The 22,294-nt window shown below is 56.3% G+C and carries 17 protein-coding genes and 2 tRNA genes; 5 read left to right on the top strand and 14 right to left on the bottom strand.

The genetic code is table 11. From position 1 onward, the window contains the following. Window positions 1-378: 378 nt before the first annotated feature. Window positions 379-1,410 carry a hypothetical protein gene (locus GGR27_RS17875; RefSeq protein WP_168039871.1) on the top strand — a complete coding sequence of 344 codons (1,032 nt, stop codon included), beginning with the start codon at window positions 379-381 and terminating at the stop codon, window positions 1,408-1,410. A gap of 624 nt (window positions 1,411-2,034) precedes the next feature. On the opposite strand, the gene GGR27_RS17870 is transcribed toward GGR27_RS17875, so the two are convergent. The 12 genes from GGR27_RS17870 to GGR27_RS17815 form a co-directional block, all read right to left on the bottom strand. Further along, the gene (locus GGR27_RS17870) at window positions 2,035-3,834 is read right to left on the bottom strand and encodes an acyl-CoA dehydrogenase family protein (protein WP_168039869.1); all 1,800 of its coding nucleotides are present in this window, start codon (window positions 3,832-3,834) and stop codon (window positions 2,035-2,037) included. A 362-nt stretch (window positions 3,835-4,196) separates the two neighbouring features. Beyond that, entirely contained in the window at window positions 4,197-6,587 is a 2,391-nt protein-coding gene (locus GGR27_RS17865; RefSeq protein WP_168039867.1) for a GAF domain-containing protein, read from the bottom strand. Window positions 6,588-6,712: 125 nt separating this feature from the next. Beyond that, a complete protein-coding gene (locus tag GGR27_RS17860; RefSeq protein ID WP_168039865.1) occupies window positions 6,713-7,930 on the bottom strand; it encodes a phosphoglycerate kinase in 1,218 nt (405 codons plus the stop codon). Window positions 7,931-8,076: 146 nt separating this feature from the next. Beyond that, window positions 8,077-9,066: a type I glyceraldehyde-3-phosphate dehydrogenase gene (gene gap, locus GGR27_RS17855; protein WP_168039863.1), complete on the bottom strand. Its 990-nt coding sequence runs from the start codon at window positions 9,064-9,066 to the stop codon at window positions 8,077-8,079. Window positions 9,067-9,371: 305 nt separating this feature from the next. Further along, window positions 9,372-9,443: transfer RNA gene (locus GGR27_RS17850), tRNA-Glu, on the bottom strand. A gap of 251 nt (window positions 9,444-9,694) precedes the next feature. Further along, window positions 9,695-9,766, bottom strand: a tRNA-Glu gene (locus GGR27_RS17845). 79 nt (window positions 9,767-9,845) lie between these two features. Further along, window positions 9,846-10,577, bottom strand: coding sequence for a hypothetical protein (locus GGR27_RS17840; RefSeq protein ID WP_168039861.1), 732 nt, complete (start codon window positions 10,575-10,577; stop codon window positions 9,846-9,848). Between the two features lie 153 nt (window positions 10,578-10,730). Continuing rightward, window positions 10,731-11,381 (bottom strand): carboxypeptidase-like regulatory domain-containing protein, encoded by a 651-nt coding sequence (locus GGR27_RS17835; protein WP_168039859.1) that lies wholly within the window; start codon window positions 11,379-11,381, stop codon window positions 10,731-10,733. A 178-nt stretch (window positions 11,382-11,559) separates the two neighbouring features. Beyond that, window positions 11,560-13,980 carry an endopeptidase La gene (gene lon, locus GGR27_RS17830; protein WP_245184745.1) on the bottom strand — a complete coding sequence of 807 codons (2,421 nt, stop codon included), beginning with the start codon at window positions 13,978-13,980 and terminating at the stop codon, window positions 11,560-11,562. A 191-nt stretch (window positions 13,981-14,171) separates the two neighbouring features. Beyond that, window positions 14,172-14,648, bottom strand: a complete 477-nt coding sequence (locus GGR27_RS17825) for a c-type cytochrome (protein WP_245184744.1) — start codon at window positions 14,646-14,648, stop codon at window positions 14,172-14,174. 133 nt (window positions 14,649-14,781) lie between these two features. Further along, on the bottom strand, window positions 14,782-15,351 hold the full coding sequence (locus GGR27_RS17820) for a LutC/YkgG family protein (RefSeq protein ID WP_168039857.1): 570 nt from the start codon (window positions 15,349-15,351) through the stop codon (window positions 14,782-14,784). Window positions 15,352-15,497: 146 nt separating this feature from the next. Then, window positions 15,498-16,868, bottom strand: coding sequence for a lactate utilization protein B (locus GGR27_RS17815; RefSeq protein ID WP_168039855.1), 1,371 nt, complete (start codon window positions 16,866-16,868; stop codon window positions 15,498-15,500). Window positions 16,869-17,317: 449 nt separating this feature from the next. On the opposite strand from GGR27_RS17815, the gene rplS reads away from it, so the two are divergent. From rplS to GGR27_RS17795, 4 genes are all read left to right on the top strand, one after another. Further along, the gene (rplS, locus tag GGR27_RS17810) at window positions 17,318-17,668 is read left to right on the top strand and encodes a 50S ribosomal protein L19 (protein ID WP_168039853.1); all 351 of its coding nucleotides are present in this window, start codon (window positions 17,318-17,320) and stop codon (window positions 17,666-17,668) included. Window positions 17,669-17,895: 227 nt separating this feature from the next. Further along, window positions 17,896-18,183 (top strand): DUF427 domain-containing protein, encoded by a 288-nt coding sequence (locus tag GGR27_RS17805; protein ID WP_209037989.1) that lies wholly within the window; start codon window positions 17,896-17,898, stop codon window positions 18,181-18,183. 5 nt (window positions 18,184-18,188) lie between these two features. Further along, window positions 18,189-19,526 (top strand): ergothioneine biosynthesis protein EgtB, encoded by a 1,338-nt coding sequence (egtB, locus tag GGR27_RS17800; RefSeq protein ID WP_168039851.1) that lies wholly within the window; start codon window positions 18,189-18,191, stop codon window positions 19,524-19,526. A gap of 38 nt (window positions 19,527-19,564) precedes the next feature. After that, window positions 19,565-20,518, top strand: coding sequence for an L-histidine N(alpha)-methyltransferase (locus GGR27_RS17795; RefSeq protein WP_168039849.1), 954 nt, complete (start codon window positions 19,565-19,567; stop codon window positions 20,516-20,518). A 130-nt stretch (window positions 20,519-20,648) separates the two neighbouring features. Here GGR27_RS17795 and GGR27_RS17790 read toward each other — a convergent pair whose 3' ends face one another. Further along, on the bottom strand, window positions 20,649-21,533 hold the full coding sequence (locus GGR27_RS17790; protein ID WP_168039847.1) for a glycosyltransferase family 2 protein: 885 nt from the start codon (window positions 21,531-21,533) through the stop codon (window positions 20,649-20,651). Then, the gene (locus tag GGR27_RS17785; RefSeq protein ID WP_168039845.1) at window positions 21,527-22,192 is read right to left on the bottom strand and encodes a hypothetical protein; all 666 of its coding nucleotides are present in this window, start codon (window positions 22,190-22,192) and stop codon (window positions 21,527-21,529) included. The genes GGR27_RS17790 and GGR27_RS17785 overlap by 7 nt, the downstream gene beginning before the upstream one ends. Window positions 22,193-22,294 lie beyond the last annotated feature (102 nt).

The following is a 22,294-nucleotide window of genomic DNA, read 5'->3' as shown; positions in this document are numbered from 1 at the left end:
TTAGGTATGCTACCGGATGAAAAATACGCAGCACAGTTTATCAAATACGCTTATGACAATCCGTGAAATTCTCTGTTCTTCCCGGGAGGAATTGCCCCGCAAGCTATACTTGGGTGAGTAGCGAAAGGCAGGTACCAGGGGGCGGGGGACTAGCCCATAAACACGCCTACGCCGAGCTCGTTCTGGCCCCGAAGGGAAGGCGGACTTGGCCAGTGAGAATACTGCGTCACTTTATTCCCCATACATAATCACTAGCGTCGTCCGCAAGACGTTAAACCAATCTTAATACCCGAACACGCCCCCCCACCGGTTCCGTTATTACCCCCATATACAGTCTTAGCATTCCTAGTATTCTATCCCCAAAAAACTAAATTAATAATGATGAAATTCCTCTCTAGCAGCAAACTGCTAATGTTCCTCCTTGCCCTAACCGCCGTCTCTTTCACCTCTTGTGAGGATGATGATGACGTGCTCGGCATGGACTTCAATGATGACGGTACGCTGTTCATCTCCTCCAACACGCAAATGAAGGTCGGTATCCTCGACACGCGTGATTCCGATAACCGGGAGCTCTTCACTTTTGACGCCGCAGGTGCAGACTCCGACGGAATCTACTTCGACGAGCGTGGCGACGGTCTCCTCTACCAAGTGAATCGCTCCGCTAACACGGTCGTCCAGTACGAAGACGTGCTCGATGATTTCAACGACGACGAAGGCGTCAACATCAGCCTTACCTCCGCCGCCGGTGGATTCTCCAACGGTCGTGGCCTTACTCCGATCAACAACTCGCAGTTCCTCGTCGCTGACGACCAGGATGACGACGATGGCGACCAACTCGTGCTGTACTCCAACACGAACGGTGACGCAATCAACCGCGTGGCTACTTACAACGTGGCCTTCAACCTTTGGGGCATTCGGTTCCATGACAATACACTCTACGCGGTTGTCGACAACACTGACTCCGTTGCTGTATTCACCAATACAGACACTGGCTTGTTCGCTACCGCCGACGGTGGTGACGTAGTACCCAATCGGTTCATTAAGGTCGATGGTATCGTCCGTACCCACGGTCTTACGTTCATTCCCCAGAGCGATCTGATGATTCTGACTGACGTTGGTAGCGGTGCCAGTGACTCCGATGGTGCTATCATCGTTATTCGCAACTTCAGTACCATAACGGGTGATTCGATCTCCAGTGCTAACTACACCCGCATTGCGGGCGCTAGCACCCGCCTCGGTAATCCCGTAGACGTAGCTTACGACGAAGAGAACGAAGAAATTTATGTCGCCGAGCGTTTGAACAGCGGTGGTTTGCTACTGAGCTTCCCCCTCGACGCAGTAGGTAACGTTGCCCCCAAAACAGCCGACACCTTTACCGGTATCTCTAGCCTCTACCTGAACAACGACTAAGCGAGAGCTTTATAACTTGTTTGACTGTATATAAAAAATCTCCCGTCGGCGCTTTCGCTGGCGGGAGATTTGTGTTTTAGCACTATGCCTGCGTGACTAAGCTTTGCTAAACGAGTAGAACTCTCTTTCCATCAACTGATGCGCTTTCCTGCGTACACAAGAGCACCACTAGCAGTAGGGTGGACCTGATGGATGACCAGTGGGTAGCGTGACGAAGTAATCTACCCGAGCGTCCGTGATGAGTATAACTGACTAGTAGCCATTGACTTCTTCAATAACAGCCGAAGCAACGGGAAGAGAGCTATTGGTAAGGTGGCGGGTTAAGTAATTTGAAGCTTACTCCACTACTCTACACAAACCTACGGTTGGACGTAAAAAAATCCCCCGCTAGTCTTGACCGGCGGGGGATGATTTTATTTAGAGCATGCTGGGACTTTGGATTCCTGGCCGGGTTTGAGATAGTTTTGTGATGGTTAAGGCAGCAAAACCGGAGTTTAGCCACCCCGATAGCTATCGGGGAATGAGGATTCTGCTAACGAAGACCACCGCAAAAGTGGCCAAAACAAGGCCGGAAGCTAAAGTCCCAACATACTCTTAAGTCGAACTATTGACAAATCACGTCAATCAGATGGCATACTCGTTTTTGGCGATCAAATCGTTAGCGACGATCCGACGCAGCTTCTTCACGTTCTGCGGTGGGTACTTCGTAAAGCGGCGAATGCCCTTCACGAATGTATCGAGGAGGTCGCCTTCCGCGAAACTAGCGATGGCATCCAGTGCGTTTTTGCCCATGCGGCCATTCACGTCGTGGAAGTGAACGCGGAGGATGGCGTCGTAAAGCTCCTGCGGCTGCTTACCGGTTCCCCGCTCCTCCATGCGGCGTAGGCGGAGTAGAGTGGATTCGGCGGTGAGTAGATCGGCGAGCATGTCGGCGATGTTCATCAAAATCTCCTGCTCTTCCTTCAGGTTCAGCTTGCCGTCCATCTGCCCCTTCACGGCGGCACCGACGAGCATTAGGATGAGCTTCTTGAAATCGGCAACGGCCTTCAACTCCGCGCCAAACTTACCCGTTACGGGCGTATTGTCTTCTGGCTTAGCGAGTTCCTTCTGGACGCTCCACGCCGGGGTAGCAATGTCGAGCGCGCCCTTCATGGCCCGGCGCATCAGCATGTCGACGCTGAGGAGGCGGTTGATTTCGTTCGTGCCTTCGTAGATGCGGTTGATGCGCGAATCGCGGTACATCCGGGGCGCGAGCGTTTCCTCACTGTAGCCCATGCCACCGTGGATTTGAAGGACTTCGTCGACCGTGTAGTCGAGCATTTCCGAGCCGAGGAACTTGAGCAGCGCGCATTCGATGGCGTACTCTTCGGCGCTCAGGCGTTTGGCTTCGTCAAAGGAAGTCCCGTCGGCGGCCAGGGCCTTGTTCATGTCTTGGATCTGCTGGCTGACGCGGTAGAGCGCGCTTTCACCGGCGAAAATCCGAATACCCGCCTCACCGATCTTGTACTTAATCGCGCCGAAGTTGGCGATCGGTTGCTTGAACTGGACGCGTTCGTTGGCGTACTTAATGCCTACCGTGAGCGCGCGCTTCGCACCACCACAACTGAGTGCGTGTAACTTGAAGCGGCCTACGTTAAGGACGTTAAAGGCAATCAGGTGACCGCGGCCAATCGTGCCGAGAAAGTTTTCGCCGGGGATACGGACGTTCTCAAAAAATACCTGGCGGGTAGAGCTACCCTTGATGCCGAGCTTATCTTCTTCGGCGCCGAGGGTGAGGCCTTCTAAGTTCTTAGGGACGATGAAACCGGTAAACTTGTCACCATCTACCTGCGCGAAAACGATGAAAACGTCGGCGAAACCAGCGTTGGAGATCCACATCTTCTGGCCGTTGAGGAGATAATCACCTCCGTCTTTGGTGGCCGTGGTTTTTGCGCCCATGGCGTCGGAGCCGGAGCCCGGTTCCGTCAGACAGTAGGCAGCTTTAAGCTCGCCGGAGATCAGGCCGGGGAGCCATTTAGCCTTTTGCTCTTCCGATCCGTAGTAGAGGATCGGTAGCATGCCGATCCCGGTGTGGGCGGCAAAAGAAACAGTGAAGGAGCCGGAACTGCCACCCATCACGTCACAAATCAGCGTGTTGGTGTTGGTGTCCATCTGCATGCCGCCGTAAGCCTCGGGCATGTGGCTACCGAGCAGGCCTAATTCAGCCATTTTCTCGAGCAAACGTGGGGCAATGTTGTCCTCCTGCTTCTCAATCTTGTCGAGGTTCGGGAAGATCTCTTGCTGGATAAAGTCGTCCACCATCTGGCGAACCATCTGCTGCTCTTCGTTGAAGTCTTCGGGGGAAAACGTAGTTTCCGGCAGCGCGTCGGCTATCAGGAACTCGCCCCCTTTCAATACTTTTTGTGCTTCTAATACCGTGGACATGATCTAGGACTTTATGTTTTAGCGAAAATTCGCTAGCGAAGATAGGGTGCCGCGATCGTAGCTGCAAATCTCAGTAGCGAATTTTCGCTAAATGACGGGTTTGTGATTTCTAGTCGCCGTTTTTGGCGCGGCCGCGGGTGCAGAGTACGTAAGAAGGAGCAGTGGAATGGGGTATTCGGCAAAGCAAGGCCCCCCGGCCAAGAACAACCCGGGCTACAGAGACTGCCTGCTCTTATCCCGAAAGCCATGCACCCGCGAAAGCGCCCAAATTTTTACTCTGCTGGAAATTCTAGCGGGTGTAAAGTATTCCTTTCCAGCTTCTTTTCCCCTCCTCCACATCCTCCGGCAATCGGCGGAGCCACTTAAAGAAATACCCGAAACCGCAGCGCCCGCAACCCATTCACGCTCTGTAAAGGATCCAAGACCAAGTCCTCAATCTCCCCATCCACGTAGCCGGCCTGCTGCAGATAGTCCAGGTAACCCAGGTATTCTTCCCGGTCCCGATCCTGTAGGTAAACGATGGAGATGTGGTCGGCCAGCGTCAATCGCTCTTCCCCCTTACGAATGGTCGCCTTGTCGATTCGCTTCTTGAGAATTTCGTAGCGGACGTTGTAATCCCCGTCCACGTCGAAGTGCTTTTCGTCCATGCGGAACTTGATGTCGAGGGGGCTCGTGTAAGCAAAGATCAATTGCGCCGTCCGCAGCGGCATGGGTATTTCCGACGACACCTGATCGACCAGCCGGGTAGCGTCCGCCATGTCGATGAGTTGTGACAGGCGGAAGTTGCGCAGGTGAACGTCGCTGAACTCCTGATTTTTGAGGAGGCTCTGGCCCGCGTAGATCTCGTACTCCACGCCGTCCGTTTTGTATTTTTCGAAGTAGTGCGGCAGCGTTACCTGGGCGGCTTGGTCGCGGGCGGTGAAGAACTCCGATAGTTCCTTGTTGATCCGATTCACGCTTTTTTCGTAGTCCGTCCGGTTACGTGCGTAAAGTCCCAGGTCTCGGTCGAGGTGCTCAAGGTACTGGTGACTTAGTAATTTCAGGCTAGCCTCCTGCCGCCCGAGTTGGTCGATCAGGGGCGTGATCTGATGGTGGATCAGGTCGCCCATCTGAATCTCGTGCCCGTTGTCGAACTCTTCCTGCTCGACCAGCAGGCTGATGTCGATGAACTGCACGACTTGCTGGATGAGGGGGAAGGTGACTTCCTCCATTGCTTTGGTGAGAAAAAACCGCCCGGCGCGTAGATTATCCACCAAATCCTGGTGGATGGAAGCGTTGCGAATCCCACTGCTACCGACGATGTCCGCCTGCCCGTAGAGCGGGAAAACATTGTTGAAGGCTATTTCCTGCGAAACGGGCTTCTCGCCCAGCTCTATCTGCTGTAAAATGTCGAAGGCCGCCTCGGTAAACTTCCACTCTACGCTGCTGTGCAGACTAGTGTAGTGCTCCCGCATGATGGCTTCGATCCGGTTATCGATGTACTCCCGGCTGCGCTCGACGGCGGTGCGGAAGAGCCCCCGGATCTCCCGGAATTTCAACTCTAAAAAGGCATTGATGCTGTAGGGCTTCGGGCAACCCAATTCCACGATACCAATCACGTTCCGATTCTGATCGAGCAGCGGGGCAATCAGGATGCTGCGCAGGCCCAGGCGCATCAGCGACCGCTCCATTTTACCCGGGTTGTCCAGTTGGCGCAAATCCTCGATTACAACTACCTCCCGGGAAACACACGCCTGCTCGTAAATGCTTCCGGCGAAGTCCGCGCCGGTCAGCCGGTCCACGGAGTCCGCCAGCAGGTTAAAGCGAATACGGTATTCGTGGTCGATGGCCCGGTTGAGGGGAAAATCAATCGCGGTTAGCCCGAGTTGTAGCGCGGGGTTGCGGAAGTGCACGCGAACTAAGTTCGCTAGTTCCTGGACGCGATCGACGTCGAGAATAGCGTCGCGGCTGATCAGCCGGTGCTTTAGCCGGCTGAGCGCTTCTTCTTCCGTGACGTCAAACAAATGAGAGATGTGGAGCCCGTGAAACTCAAAGCTTTCCGGTGGGAGCATCTCCAGCCAAAGATCGGTATCCGAAATATTAGTCATCAGGCGGTTGATGTCGTCGCGGCTTAACTCCGGTAATTCTCCGACGGCGATGATCTCCACGAAGTCATCGTTCATCTGGGGTTGGTAGAAACAGTCCAGCCCAGATTTCTGGTCCTGCACGACCAGCATCGCCGTGGGAATAACGTCGATGTTGACGCCGTAGAACTTCTTCAGTATTTGCGCGCCCACCATGATCTGGTGGCGTTTGATGACCGTTTCCATCTTCCCGGAAAAGGAGTAGCAGGCGTTGTCCGTCGCCACCAGTGCTTTCATCCCCGGGCTAACGTAGACGGGGGTGAAGTGAAATGGCTTACTAAACTTGAACAGGGAGGTCGTTCGTTCGGCGGGGGGGACGATGAAGAGCATGAGGAGCTCCATAATGCCCCGGTGTTGCTTGAGTAGGGACAAATCCTGGATCGGGCTCCGTAATTCAGGAACCTCCGCCACGCGGCGTAATAATTCCTCGCCCAAAAACTTGATGCCTAAGTCATCCTCCTGCACCAGCTTTTCCACGCGCTGAAAGATCAGATCGAGGCACAGTACGGACCGGTAGGGCATGGAAAACAGGTCCTCCCGTAACTGGTCGGGCAGATCGTTCCGGAGAAATTCCACGGGTAGCTCCACGCTACCGCTGTCCTGCTTACCGACGGTGATTTCGAGTTCCATGTCGGGGAAACGTTTGGTAGTTGGAAAAGGATTCGTTTACCTGCCTTAACAAAAAGGGCACGCTAGCCGGTAGCGTGCCCTTTCGTGGTGGATAGATTTGTGAAATCACCAATAGGTCGATTAACTCAAGAGCGAATCGCCGCGATGCCCGGCAATTCCTTGCCTTCTAGCAGTTCCAGCATCGCGCCGCCGCCAGTAGATACAAAGCTGACCTTGTCGGCTAATCCTGCCTTATTAATGGCGGAAACGGAATCGCCTCCACCGATGAGGCTATAAGCACCGTTGTCCTGAGTCGCGTCGGCAACGGCATTCGCAATGGCGTTCGTACCCTTCGCGAAGTTGCTCATCTCGAAAACGCCCATCGGGCCGTTCCAGAGAATGGACTTGCTCTTAGCGATCACGTCGCTAAATACTTTTATCGATTCAGGGCCGATGTCGAGGCCTTCCCATTCGTCGCCGATCTCACCGGTCTTAACGACCTGGCTGGGCGTCTCGTTAGCAAAATCTTTACCGACGGTTGTGTCTACGGGGAGGTAAATATTGGTGCCGCTCTCTTTTGCTTTTTTGAGCAGGTCGAGGGCGTTCTGGGTTTTGCCTTTCTCCACGAGCGAATTGCCCACTTTACCCCCCTGCGCGAGGCTGAACGTGTAGGCCATTGCACCGCCAATGATGATGTTATCGGCGAAATCAAGCAGTTTTTCCAGCAGTAAAATCTTGTCGCTCACCTTAGCGCCACCGACGATGGCGGTGACGGGGTGCGCGGGGTTGACGAGCAGTTTCTGCGCGCCCTCCACTTCAGCTTCCATCAAGTAGCCGAACGCTTTGTGGTCGGCGTCGAAGTATTTGGCGACGGTAGCGGTGGAAGCGTGCGACCGGTGGGCGGCACCGAAAGCGTCGTTCACGAAAAATTCAGCAAGCTCGGAAAGGGGCTTAGCGAGGTCTTCGTCACCTTGCTCTTCGCCGGAGTAGAAGCGAGTATTTTCCAGCAGCAGCACCTGACCGGGCTCGATGGCTGCAACGGCTGCCTGCGCCTTCTCCCCGATGGTGTCGTCCACGAAAGTCACCTGGCAGCCAACGTGGTCTTCCAGCGTTTGGACGATGGGCGCTAGGCTAAACTTGTCATAGTTCAGGCTTCCATCCTCCAACTTCTCTTTCTGAGGACGGCCGAGGTGAGATATGAGAATAACGGCCGCGCCCTGCTCGAGCAAATGAGTGATGGTAGGGACGGCGCGCACGATGCGCGTGTCGTCGGTAATTTTCTTATCGTCGTCGAGGGGAACGTTGAAGTCCACGCGGACCAGTACTTTTTTACCGGAGACGGCAAGATCTTTCAGGGAGGCCATAAATTGGTTTTGGGGGGGATATAAAATAACAGTGTACAGCCCGCGCTAGCCGGCGGACTGTACACTGTAGAAGCCGATCGTCCCCCTTGGTGTTGTGTTTCCAACGAGGGAACCCGACGGGAACCGAAGAATAACGGCTCGGTAGATTACATGGCCGCGATCCGCTCGCAAAGATCGGCGAGGCGGGCGGAGTAGCCGGCCTCGTTGTCGTACCAGCTGACTACTTTGACGAGCTTGCCCATCGCCTTGGTCTGGCCCTTATCGTAGAGGCTGCTGTACTTGCTACCGACAATGTCGGAAGAAACGTAGGGCGCATCAACGAAGGCAAGAATGCCCTTCATGCTGCCGTTAGCTGCCTTTTGGAAAGCTTCGTGGATCTGCTCCTCCGTCACTTCCTGCTTCAGGACGGCGGTGAGGTCGGTCAGTGAACCGGTGGGCACGGGGACGCGCATGGCACCACCGTCGAGCTTACCATCGAGGTGGGGAAGAACGAGTCCAACGGCCTTTGCGGCACCGGTGCTGGTGGGCACGATGTTAATCGCGGCGGCACGGGCGCGGCGGAGGTCCTTGTGGGGGCCGTCCTGAATGTTCTGATCGGCCGTGTAGGCGTGGACGGTCGTGATGAGTCCTTTTTCGAGACCGAAAGCATCGTCCAGCACTTTGACCATCGGGGCCAGGCAGTTGGTGGTGCAACTGGCGTTGGAGTAAATCTTGGTTTCCGCGTTGATGACTTCTTCGTTGACGCCGAGAACGACGGTCGCGATGTCACCCTTTCCGGGGGCGGAGATGAGTACTTTTTTGGCACCCGCTTCGATGTGCAGGTTCGCCTTCGACTTTTCTACGAAGCGGCCGGTGCATTCCAGGACGACGTCGATGTTCATGTCTCCCCACGGCAGTTTCGCCGGGTCGGGCTGGCTGAGGGCGTGGATCTTCTTACCGTCGATGTGGATGTAGTCGGCGTCGCTGCTCACTTGACCGGCGTAATTGCCCTGTACGCTATCGTACTGGAAAAGGTGCGCGAGCGTGGCGTTGTCCGTCAGGTCGTTGATCGCAACTACGTCGAGTCCTTTTTCGAGGAGGTTACGTAGGGTAATTCTTCCGATGCGGCCAAAGCCGTTGATTGCAATTCTTGCCATAATGGTTGGGGGGATTTAGTAGTGAAAGCGCAGCCGGAACGGTGAAAGAAACGGGGCACGGCCGCTCCGATGTAGTCGTCGGGACGGAGAAAGTGGGTTAACAAGCAAAGGGTAACCTAAGTTGGCTATCCGTGCAGCTAGTTACCCGGTTAAGCCGCCAAAAGTAAGTACTTAGTGTAAAATATACAAAAAGCACCTCCGTAAGCTATTTCGCTAGCCCGTAAAACTCAGCCCTTCGTATTCACCCCGCACCCGCTACCGGGCAAAAAAAAAGCCTCCCACGGTTAGGTGGAAAGCATTTTCTGTAGCCCGTAGGGGAATCGAACCCCTCTTACCAGGATGAAAACCTGGCGTCCTAACCGATAGACGAACGGGCCTTTTAGAGATATGCGATTGGCGATATGCGAATCTTGATTGGCGATTTGCTGCCGCTGATGCACTCGCTTTGCTCAGCTACCGCTGTTGCTCTTTGCTTGCTGCGCAAGCTCACGGTAAGTGAAACATCGTAACGTAGAATCAAGCGGAGCGTAGTAACGAAGAGCCATGCGGAGCGGGAAGCAGCGGCAGCAAATCAAATATCGTATAACAAGAATCGCATATCGCCAATCAAAATTGCAACGCAATTTTGTAGCCCGTAGGGGAATCGAACCCCTCTTACCAGGATGAAAACCTGGCGTCCTAACCGATAGACGAACGGGCCGGTAGGTGACAACGACCGGCATTCCGGTCTTAGCGGCTGCAAAGATAGCAACGGGAGCCACAATCTTGCAAGCTCCCGCCTAACTTTTCTTTTTGTCCGAAGGTTGCGTGGGGCGCAAGATTTTTGTGCGGAGCTTCTCCAGGCGTTGGCGCAGTTCTTCGGCCTGCTCCGTTTTGAAGTAATCACCGACCTCTTTGCTCAGCTCGGAAACCGTCTCAATCTGAATGCTATCCTGCTCGAGGTGGTAATGAGTTTCTTCCACGGCGGCCTCGTCGTCGAAGTTGGTGGCGCGCAGGGTAGAGAGCTCCTTCTGCCGGCGGGCGATGTTGTCATTGAGTTGGTGGCGGGCGAGCAACTGCTTGAGCCGCGTTGCGCAATCCGCGAAGAATAACGCTTTGGTGTGGCGCAGGTCAAACTCCGCCTTAAGTGCTTTAAGTACTTTTTCCCCTCGCTCGAGTTCTTCGGCCGGGGCGGTAGTGCTACGCTCCAAATCGTTACGAAGTTCTTCGATGCTGACCCGAATCGCGTCGGCCTCGTCGCGGAACTTATCCTCCTGTCGTTGGCAAGCGGTTAAGCGGCGACGGAGGCGGGCACCGAGGCCCTGATCTTTTGTTTCTTTTCTCACGTCAACCTTGCGGCGCAGGAAAAAAACCGCCGCCGTGGCCAGCGCCACCAGCGAACTGAACAAGAATAGCACAACCCCCACAAATGGGTTAAGCGTGATGATACCGAAAAGAACGAGAAGGTAAGCCGCCCCGGCAATCAAAAGATTGTTCCAGTTTGGTTCGGTGGGGTCGGTTTTAGCGCTCATAAATGGTTAAACGAGCGACGGTTAAGATAGTTGCCCCGCCTGGGGTTGGAGGCAGTCGCCAGACAGTCCTTCAACCAAATCAAAAGTAGCACAAGAGCCACCGTCCAACACAGAAACTGCAGGCCTACCGCCTACTTCCTACAAGCCTACCGCCTAGTCTTTCTTATTCTTAAAATCTCCCCGCTTCCAGCCATCAAAAAACTGCTTCCAGGCGATCGGGCTAAAGATATTCATCGGTGGTTGCTGGCCGATGTAGTAGGTCTGCCGCGCCTGTTGCCGTAAGTAATAACTTCCGTTTTCTACCCCGGAATTGGGAATGGTTTCCCGCAGGCGCTCGAGCGTCTCCGCGTTCAGGTTATCGCTGGCGATGGACTGTAGCTCGGTCGTTACGTCCATGGCGAGGAACTCCAGTTTGAAGTGTTCCCGGCTCGGCCAGGGGAAGACGATGGCCGTCGGTAAGTCGATGTTATTTTGGTACAGCAGCTGAACGTAGCTGTAGCGATCGTCCGCCAGCGTATCCGGCACGACGTACCGGCCTTCTTCGTAGCCCAACGCGCTGAAGACGATGGTATCACCTTTGTGCGCTACGATGCTGAAAAAACCTTCCAAGTTTGCGTAAGTACCCCGCCCGTCGCGCTTGATCAGCACCGTCGTGTAGGGGATCGGTAGGAGGCGTTCGTTACCCCCGTCCAGCACCATCCCGGTAAATTGCACCAGTTCTTCGCCGTCCTGGTCTACGTATTTTTGGGCGCTGACGCCGGATGCAAAGCAGAGTAGCAAGAGGCCGAGCAGGAAATTTCTCATAGGGGTTCGGGAGTTAATCCACTACAAAGGACGCTTTTCTACCCCAACTGGTTGGGAAGTAAGAAAGCCGTTAACGTTTTCGTTCGTTTTTGCTGATGAACGCTGGTGGACCCATCGCAAATCGATCGTCACTATTTTACGTTAATAATCAGGGTTGCTCCCGCCAAAGAAAACTGCTTCAACCCAGTGCAAAGGTCAGCACCTCGTCCATATTATCCACGTAAGTAATCGCCAGTCCCTTCAGGTATCGCTCCTCGATCTCCCGCACGTTTTTCTCGTTCAACTTACTCAGCAGGATGTGCTTCATCCCCGCCCGCCGTGCGGCCAGGAGCTTCTCCTTGATGCCACCGACGGGTAGTACCCGCCCACGCAGCGTGATCTCGCCCGACATGGCCAGGTAAGCCTTCACCGGCCTGCCCGTATAGGCACTCACCATTGCGGAAAGCATCGTCACGCCCGCGCTGGGGCCGTCTTTCGGCGTTGCGCCTTCCGGCACGTGGACGTGAAGATCCTGAGCTTTGATCGTTTCCTGTTCGATGCCCAGTTTCTCGGCGTTCGATTTAATCCACGACCGCGCCGTGATGGCGCTTTCTTTCATGACGTTGCCCAGGTTGCCCGTTTGCTGCAACCCGCCCTTGCCGGGGCTGAGGCTCGCTTCTACGTAAAGGATTTCTCCGCCTACCTGCGTCCAGGCCAATCCGACCGCAACCCCCGCCAGTTTGCCGGCGCGATAGGGCTCGCGCTCGACGGGCGCCGGGCCGAGGATGTCTTCCAGCATGGCTGGCTTGACGGAAACCGCGGTGGCGCCCTCCATGGCAATCTCCTTAGCGGCGTAGCGCATCAGCCCCGCGATTCGGCGGTTGAGGTTCCTCACCCCACTCTCCCGGGTGTAACCGCTAATGACGGCTTTTACGGTGGCGGGAGAAATTTTAATCTGCTTAGTCTTCAGCCCGTGTTCCGTCCGCTGGCGGGGGAGCAGGTGCCTTTTGGCGATCTCCAGCTTCTCTTCTTCGGAGTAACCGGAAAGTTGGATGATCTCCATCCGGTCGCGCAGCGCGGGCTGGATGGCGCTGAGGTTGTTGGCCGTGGCGATGAACATGACCTTGCTCAGGTCGACGTCCACGTCGAGGTAGTTGTCGTGGAACGTACTGTTCTGCTCGGGGTCGAGTACTTCCAGTAGGGCTGAAGATGGGTCGCCCCGGTGGCTCTGACCAACCTTGTCGATCTCGTCGAGGATGAAGACCGGGTTGTTCGTGCCCACCTTTTTGAGGCTCTGGACGATCCGCCCCGGCATCGCCCCGATGTAGGTTTTCCGGTGGCCGCGAATTTCACTCTCGTCGTGCAATCCGCCCAGGCTCATGCGGACGTATTTACGCCCCAGTGCTTCGGCGACGGATTTGCCCAGGCTCGTTTTACCGACCCCGGGAGGGCCCAGGAGTAGTAAGATCGGTGCCTTCATGTCTCCCTTCAACTTCAGTACCGCAAGGTGGGAGAGGATGCGTTCTTTAACTTTTTCGAGCCCGTAGTGGTCATCGTCGAGTTGCTTGGTGACGGTCTTGAGGTCGAAATTATCCGCGCTGTATTCGTTCCAGGGTAATTCCACCAACATCTCCAAGTAGGATAGCTGCACGCTGAATTCCGCCGCCTGTGGGTTCATCCGTCGTAGGCGAGCGATCTCGCGGGTAAAGGTTTTACGGACTTCTTCGGGGAAGTCCTTGTCTGCCGCCGCTTTGTCCAGGCGTTCTATTTCTTCCTTGTTGGGGTTGTCACCCAGTTCTTCCTGGATGGCCTTCATCTGCTGGTTCAGGAAGTATTGCCGCTGCTGTTCCTCGATGTCGCCGCGAGCTTTGGTGTCGATTTGCTCACGGATTTCTAGTACCTGCAGCTCTTTACTCAGCGCTTCGAGCACCATGCTGGCTTTCCGGGCGAGTGAATGCTCCTCCAATAAAGATTGCTTCTGGACGAGGGTGATCCCCATATTGCTGGCGATAAAATTTAGCAAATGGCTACTGCTGTCGATGTTGTCGAGCATCATCTGCGCCTCCGAGGGGATGTTGGGGCTCAGTTCGATGGCCCGCCGGGCGTGGTCGCGGACGCTGTCCATGGTGGCCTTGAAGGTGAGCTGGTCTTCGGGGAGTTCGTAATCTAGTAGCTCAACCTCGCCGCTGAGGTACCCGTCTGTTTCGGCCATCGTCTTGCGCCGGATGCGCTGGCGGCCCCGCAGCACGGCCGTCAGGCTACCGTCCTGCATTTTGACGAGCTTCATGATCTTGGCCAGCGTACCGATTTCAAAAAGGTCTTCTTCACTGGGGTCTTCGGTCGCCACTTCCCGTTGGGAAAAGATCGCTACGTACTTCGCGGAAGCGTGCGCCTTCTGGATGGCTTTCGTGGACTGCTCCCGCCCAATGTTAATCGGGGCGACAATGGTCGGGAAGAACACGGAATTACGGAGGGCCAGGTAGGGGAGTACGTCGGGTAATTCACCGGCGTCCAGTTGCTCGTCGCCGTCGTCAGTGCCGATGAAGGGGAACAGGTCCTGGTCTTCGTTCTCGTTAAATCCGGGTTTGTTCATCGTAAATTTCGTCTTGGGGTTGCTCATCTGCGCGGTGCCTTAAAGGTAGGGAATGCTTGGGGTAAGGGAGGGTGGAGTGCAATAAGTATGCCAGGTGATTAGGCGGTAGGTGGGTAGGCGGGTAGGCAGCAGGCAAAGAGGCGGTAGAGTTTTGGGCGCGGTCGCGGGTGCCAAGTAGATTGGAAGGGGAGCCGGGGGGAAAGCGCCCGTCGGGAAAGCTACTTTGCGGCGTACTGGTCCGAGATGTAGGCCAGTAGGGCTTCCACGTCTTCATCCGTAAGGTTGGTGTAGTTGGCCATGACCGCACGGTCGTTCTCCCGATGAACCTGGACGGCGCGCGCGCTTTCTCCGGATTCAATGAGCGCCTGGGACTGCCGGACCCAGCGGTATAAGTGTTCCCGTGGTTCGCCGGCCCAACGGGATTCTACGCCGCCGAGGGCGGGGCCGGTCGCGTCGTCCCGCATGTTCTTGTTGTGGCAGGAGCCGCAGACATTCGCGTTCCAAATAGTCTTGCCCCGGCGGCCCAGCTCAGTCGAGCCGGTAGGATCGACTACAGCGCAGTAACTCCCTTCACTTTGCACCCGCGCCCGCGCCATCTTATCTTGATCTATCGCAAAGTAGGTAGTCGCCCCGATGATGAGGAGAGAGAACAAAATGGCGTACTGAAAAACGGATAACAACTGATATTTGCCCATGATCAAGTGAATTGGTGGACGGCAAAGGTCCGGGGCATTTCTAGTGAATACAAGTTGCAACGCGCTATCTAGAACGGGAGTGGATTAAACCCAAAACACAACCTTTGGTCAGCTCAACTCATCCTGTGGAGGGCTAGACAAACACCACGCCGAGGCTCCGCGGACCGTGCGCGCCGATCACGAGACTTTGCTCGATGTCCGCCGTCTTACTGGGCCCGGCGATGAATACCCCGAAGCCAGTTTCGGCGATGTCGATGCTCTTGTACGCTTCGTGCATCGTGGGTACGACACCCCCGTCGATCACCAACACGAGGTGCTGCGTAATGAACGGCAACACCCGGATAACCGCCTCCTTCTCCGTAACCCAGATCGCTCCGTTCTCCGCCACCGCGAAGCGACCGCGCAGCACGGCAATATCGACCAACGCTAGTTCCAGCGGGTCTTTGACCGCCGCCAGATCGATGTTGCCGGGGATTTCCGGGACGGTGGAAGCGATCACCTTGGCGTCCGGAAAATTAGTGGCTAGGTAGCCGGGCAGGTCTTCCATCGCCATCACTTTTCCTTTGCTCCCCCCGATGACTTCGGTGAACAGCGGTAGGTCCAAATCCACCTCGGCGTCGTAAGTAGGCATGTCGGGGAGAGGACGGTCGGCGGGCTTATTGGCACGGACGCGGGCGAGGATGTGTTCTTTGGCGGTTGGCATGGAAGGGGTTAATTGGTAAATACCACAACGGATTGTTCCATGAGAACGCTGAGTTGGGGCGTAGTCTACTACTTCGGTAGGCGGTAGGCGGTAGGCGGTAGGCGGTAGGCGGTAGGGCGGTAGGGCGGTAGGCGGTAGGACGGCGTCTAAGCGTCCTTACGGTTCTTGGCGTACCATTCTTTGAACGAATTCTTGGGCACCTCCGGAAGCTCCCGGCTCTGACCCCAGGCGTTGAACTGATTGTAGATGAGCGCCCGCGGGGCAATTTTCAGCGCCGTGCGGGCTGCCTTACCCATGAAGTTGTAAAGCCCGCCGCGCGACAGCACCGCACCGGCGCCGGCCAGCGGGATGCTCTTGACGTTCTCCAGGTGGCCCTCTTCGGAGACGATCTGCCGCCACTTGTAAAGCTGCTCGTGGATATCGATCTTGACCGGGCAGACGTCGGAGCAACTGCCGCACAGCGTGCTGGCGAAGGGTAGGTCCTTGTTCTTCTTCAAATCCTTGCCCGGGCTGAGGATGGAACCGATCGGTCCGGGAATCGTATGGTCGTAAGAGTGGCCACCGCTGCGCCGGTAGATGGGGCAGGTGTTCATGCAGGCACCACAACGGATGCACTTGAGGCTGTTGCGGAAATCTTCCCGACCGAGCTGCTTCGTGCGGCCGTTGTCGACCAACACGATGTGCATCTCACCGCCGACCTTGGGGCGGTGGTGGTGGGAAGTATAGATAGTGATGGGCTGGCCCGTCGCGCTACGGCCCAGCAAGCGCGTAAAGACGGCCAGGTGTTCCGCCCTGGGGATGACCTTTTCGATGCCCATGCAGTGAATCTGGACGGGCGCGAGGTGGACGCCCATGTCGGCGTTGCCCTCGTTGGTGCAAACGACGACGCCCCCCGTCTCCGCTACGGCAAAGTTGACACCCGTGATGGCGGCCTTGGCGGAAAGGAACTTCTCCCGTAGGTGGCCCCGCGCGGCCTCGGTGAGGTACTGGGGGTCGCTGGCCCCCTTTTCGGTACCGAGATGCTCGTGAAAAAGCTCGCCGATTTCCTCTTTCTTGAGGTGGATGGCGGGCATGACGATGTGGCTGGGTGGTTCTTTTTTGAGCTGGATGATGCGCTCGCCGAGGTCGGTATCGACGACTTCGATACCGTGCTTCTCGAGGTGCTCGTTCAGGTGGCACTCTTCGGTCAGCATGGATTTTGACTTCACGATCTTGTCGACCTTGTGCCGGGCCAAGATGCCGTGGACGATCTCGTTGTGTTCCTTAGCATCCACCGCCCAGTGGACGATCACGCCGTTGGCCTCCGCCTTCGCGACGAATTGTTCCAAATAAGTATCGAGGTTACTCAGCACGTTATCCTTGATGTCGGAGCCGAGTTGGCGGATGCTTTCCCATTCGGGAATGCCGTGGACGAGCTTGTCACGCTTGGAGCGCACGTGCCACAATGTGTTGTTGTGCCAGTCGGTGCGGGCATCGTCTTTCAAAAAGGTGGCGGCGCGGGAGGCGTGGTTTTGCATGAGTCAAAGATTTCGGAGGGTAAGATAATGCGTGGTGCGGCGGGCACTGTCCTGTATCGTGCTGGTTGGTCGGAGCTTTTGGGTTTACTTGCGTAAGCGGATGGATCAAAAAATAAAAAGCGCACCCAACTCAAACGTTTTCGACACACAAGACACATAAGACACATAAGAAAACTAAAAGCACAAAGTGCATTGCGTGATGTATTGTTAAGAGTTGACGTTGCTGGTTTGTTTTGTTGTCTTTCATCAGCAGCGGCCTGCTTTACGTGCTTCCTTTTCTTTTTTGTGCCTTTTGTGTTGAAAACCAGTACGCTGAACCCACGAAAGGTAACGACGGGACAGGTGGTGGTCCCACCGGCAAAAGATTTCCGCCGCCGCTGTTGTTCACCAAAAAGGAAGTATGTACCTTTGCACCCCGCAAAAAGCGACTACCAGAAAATCAATCCGCCATGGACGCCATTTCCTTTATTCACGAACAGATGAGCAAGAAGACGGAGTTTCCGCCCTTCCGCTCCGGAGACACCGTTATTGTCGACTACCGTATTACGGAGGGAGAAAAGTCCCGTATCCAGCAGTTCCGTGGTGACGTGATCCAAATTAAGGGCGAAGGCTCCACGAAGACCTTTACCGTCCGTAAGATCTCCAACGGGATCGGCGTCGAGCGTATTTTCCCGCTGATGTCCCCGAGCATCGACACGGTCAAGATCGTCAAGAACGGTAAAGTCCGCCGCAGCCGCTTGTTTTACCTACGGGACCGCGTTGGTAAGAAGGCACGCATCAAGGAGCGCCGCGTTAAGTAAGCAGCGCCCTTCCAATCTTTTTTGGTGCACGCAGCCCAATCGTACTCTACGGTTGGGCTTCGTGCGTTGGGTAATTTACGGATTCCGTCGGCCGGGTGAAGAGTGGTATGATTTGCCACGAGAGGAAATCGCCAACGGGGCACTTACCAACTACCAGAATCGCCACCGCCCGCGCCACAACCAAAATTTCCTTACCTGCGTTATCCAAGCCCCAAAACAAATCAACCATGATGCAGGCCATTTGGAACGGAACGGTGATCGCGGAGAGCGAAACGACCGTTATCGTCGAAGGCAACCACTATTTCCCCGAGGCGAGCGTGAAAGGTGACCACCTACGCCACAGCGATACCACCAGCTTTTGCGGGTGGAAGGGAGACTGCGGCTACTACGATGTAGTCGTCGGTGAGGACGTCAACTCGGATGCGGCCTGGGTTTACCGCGAGCCTTACCCCAAAGCAGAGAAAATCGCCGGCCACATTGCGTTCTGGAAGGGTGTCAAGGTCCGTCAAGCATAGCTAAAATGACCAAACGACCAACGGCTGACTACGTGTTGGCCGAGCATTTTACGTTCGTTCGTGACCAGTCGCTGGCGCTTTGTGCGCCGCTGGAACCGGAAGACTACGTCGTCCAGCCGCACCCGGACGTCAGCCCGCCAAAGTGGCACCTGGGCCACAGTTCTTGGTTCTTCGAGAATTTCATTCTGGCGGAGTTTGTGGAAGGCTATTCGCGTTTCGACGAGCGGCTAAACTGGTTTTTCAACAGTTATTACGAAAGCCAGGGGCCGCGAATTACGCGCTCGAGCCGCGGAAACATGACGCGTCCGGCGCTGAGTCGGGTGCTCGAATACCGCCAGCACGTCGATAAAAAAATAGCGCGTCTGCTCGCCAGCACCCATCAGGACCTAGCTGAAATCGAATCGTTAGTGGAGTTGGGGCTGAACCACGAACAGCAACACCAGGAACTGCTGCTGACGGACATCAAGTACATCCTTGGTACGAATCCTTACTATCCCGTGTATCAAAAGCGTAAGAATACGAACGCGGGCGCGGTCCCGATAGCTATCGGGACCGGGAGTGCAGTGCTTACTGGATCGACGGTAACAAGGCAGCTTCCCGTCCCGGAAGGTATTTACGAGATCGGCCACCGGGGCGACGACTTCCACTGGGACAACGAGCGGGGTGCTCACCGGGTGTTGCTGGAAGACTTTCGCATCGCTTCCCGGACGGTCACCAACGGAGAGTATCTGGCCTTCATGGAAGACGGTGGCTACGAACGGTTTGAGTTTTGGCAGATGGAAGGCATCGAGTGGGCGCGGAACTTAGACGTAAAGGCCCCGCTCTACTGGGTAAAAAAGAATGAGTCGTGGTGTGAGTATTTACTGGACGGCGGCTTACGGGGTCTCCGAGCTGACCTACCCGTTACGCACGTTAGCTGGTACGAAGCCGACGCTTACGCTCGGTGGGCCGGTGCCCGATTACCCACCGAATTCGAGTGGGAAGTAGCCCAACGGATGCACGGCGCGCCCGTCAGCGCCCGGCAGAACTGGGTAGAACGTGGCTCCTTTCACCCCGAACCCGCACGCCCGATTAAATCGGGACAAAACGACCCCACGGAAAACTTCCTCGGCGACACCTGGGAATGGACCAATTCCGCCTACTTACCGTACCCCCGCTACCCCCGGCCCGCGGGCGCGCTCGGTGAGTACAACGGTAAGTTTATGGTTAACCAAATGGTGCTCCGGGGTGGGAGTTGCGCCACGCCGCAGAGCCACGCGCGACCGACCTACCGTAATTTTTTTCCGACGGACAAACGTTGGCAATTCACGGGGATTCGCTTAGCTTGGGATGGCTTATCGTAAATTTGACCCCACTAGCCCGCTGACCGAAAAATAACCTGATGAGTAACCTGGAACAACCCATTTTCGCCAAAGAGATCATATCCGGACTGCGCGCCCGGCCGAAGCAGCTTTCCAGCAAGTGGTTCTACGACGAAAGGGGCGACGAGCTTTTTCGGGAAATCATGGCCATGCCGGAATATTACCTGACGGATTGCGAGCGCGAGATCTTCCAAAAGTGCGCGCCCGAGCTGCACGCCCTGCTGGAAGGCCAACCTTTCGACCTGATCGAGCTGGGGGCCGGCGACGGCTCCAAGACCCAGCACCTCATCGAGCACTTCATCGCCGCACGGGCGGAGTTTGCCTATCGCCCGATCGACATCAGCGCCCACGCCATTGATATTCTGGGGGACCTGATCACTCGCCGCTGGCCGCTGCTGCCCTTTTTGCCCGTTCAGGGTGACTACTTCGCCGCCCTTGACCGCATTGGCTCGGGGCGGTCCGGAAGACGTCGCCTGGTGCTTTTTCCGGGGGCTAACGTAGGCAACTTCTCTCCCGAAGACGCTGCCGTCTTCTTGCAGCGGGTGGGAAAATTTATGCGCCCGGGCGATCTCCTGCTGACGGGATTCGATCTCAAAAAATCGCCCGCCAAGGTTCTGGCCGCCTATAATGATCAGACCGGTCACACGGCCGCCTTTAACCTAAACCTATTGGCCCGCATCAACCGGGAACTGGGGGCGGACTTCGACCTCAAGAACTGGCAACACTGGGAAACTTACGACCCGATAAGTGGCGCCGCGCGTAGTTTCATCGTCGCGCAGGGCCGGCAAACCGTAAAGATTGCCGACCTGGAAGAGACAATCGAGTTCGAGCCCTTCGAAGCCATCGGGGTAGAAATTAGTCAGAAATACAGCCGGAGCGAAATCAAACAGTTAGCGGAGGACTCTGGGTTTCATTTCGTAAAGAACTTCGAGGACGAAAAAGAGTGGTTCCTGGACAGTTTGTGGCGGCGGTAACGAGGGTGATTCAACGACGTTCTTCGCGCGCTTACCGGTTTAACTAGCTGCGCTAATGGCGTGTGCTAACCATCCCGCGCGCAAGACAAACCGATATTTTTCTTACGCTTCGTGGTTGCCGCGCCCGCACTCACGCAGGGCGTCCACTGTTATACCAACTAAGCTTTAGGATATCCAGTGCCCGCAGATTCGGTCGGGGCCGCCCCGTCAGGTACCGCACGAGCCAGCGCTCCGGTAACAGTCGGGCGAGAAATGGCGCGAAGGGCGCGCGGTCGGTAAGCCGGGTTAAGCTGGTGGTGAGAAACGGGTGAGCTACCCGCAGTCGGACTAAATTATCGATCGCCTGGTGCTGTTTGCTCAGGAAAGTATTGGCGGGTTCGAGACCGAGGTGGATTACCGGATTGTCGATGCGGGCCAGCGTGATGTCCTGGTCGCGGAGTTGCTGGCCCCAGAGGGTGTCTTCGTGGCCGTAGCCGACGGCGGTTTCGGGGAAGGAGTGGTCCAAAAGAAGTTGACGGGAGGCGAGGAAGTTGTTGGATTGAAATCCGGCAAAGGGGTCACGCCGGTGGGCGTGGCCGGTGCTTTCCCGCCGGTGGCCGTACCACCAGTGCAGGTGCAAATCCGGGTCGGCGGGGGGGCTGGGGGCGTAGGTGCGGCCGCCGATTAGGAGTAGGTTTTGCGCCGTCCGGTGGTCACGTACGGCCCGGAGGTAGTTCTGGAGGAAATGATCGCCCGGCCATCCGTCGGCGTCCAGGAGTAGCACGTTGGGATACCGGGCATCACGGACGAGTCGGTTACGGATGGCGGCGCGGCCGAGATTTTGGGGGAGGCGTTTCAACTCGATCCCCGGCCCCGTCAGCTTTGCTCTTTCTTCCCACCAACCCGGCACCCGCGGGCTCGCATCATCGTACACCAACAGTTCGCACGGCACGTCGAGCCGGGCCATCTGCGTCCGCAAGTTTAGGACGAGTGGCGCGACGTCGTATTCGTAGCTCGGAACGCAGATGCTCAGCATGGCGTAAAGGTAGCGGCGCGAACCTCGGCGAGGTAGGGTTGGTAAAATGGCAAGATTTCCGCCCCGCGACCCGGCACCCACTGCGCCTGGTAGCCATTCGCCAGCCGGAAGGCATCCTCGATAATGTCGGCCTGCTGCTCGTAGTTGAAATCTTCTAACCTAAGACCGTTCCGGAGTGGGGTCAGGCCGCCATAATTGTATCCCAACTCGGTCGTCTGTGCGTAGAGCGCGCGGGGAATGTAGGCTGCCCCGCGGTGCGTGTACTGCCAAACGTGGACGACCTCGTGAACGAGCGTGTGGTCCCCCATCGGCCCCCAGCTGTTGATCGTGTGAAAGCTGACGTAGCAAAAGCGACCGAAGCGCGGCCCGGCCCAGGCGCGTTCGTCAATTAGGATCAGGTCCCAGGGGAGCGTATCGCCAAAATAGGGGTAGAGGAGGGCGCGTTCGCGGGTGCTGAGCGGGCGGGCGGCGGGCGCAAAGAAAGTTGCGGCGGCCTCGTAAAGATCGGTCACGTAGCACAAATCCAGCCCGGCGAAAAGGACTTCGGACGCCCAGCGGAGGGAGCGGGGTTTTTGCCATATCTCCCGCAAAAAAGCTTGGCGCGCGGGTTGGCGACGGCGGGCGTAGGTCAGGCGAGAGCTTAGGGTGGGGCGGGGCATATTTAGTAAAGGGAACAATGGTGTAGCAAACGTAGAAGCGGCTAAGTTAAAACCGGAATGTGGTCGATTGTGGAGAGATTATCTAATATTTTAGCACCCGAC

Origin of the sequence: Neolewinella antarctica, from assembly GCF_011927835.1 — a bacterium.
GTDB classification, from domain to species: Bacteria; Bacteroidota; Bacteroidia; order Chitinophagales; family Saprospiraceae; genus Neolewinella; species Neolewinella antarctica.
The sequence above is the reverse complement of the archived record's forward strand: the minus strand, read 5'-3'. Positions and strand labels throughout refer to the sequence as shown.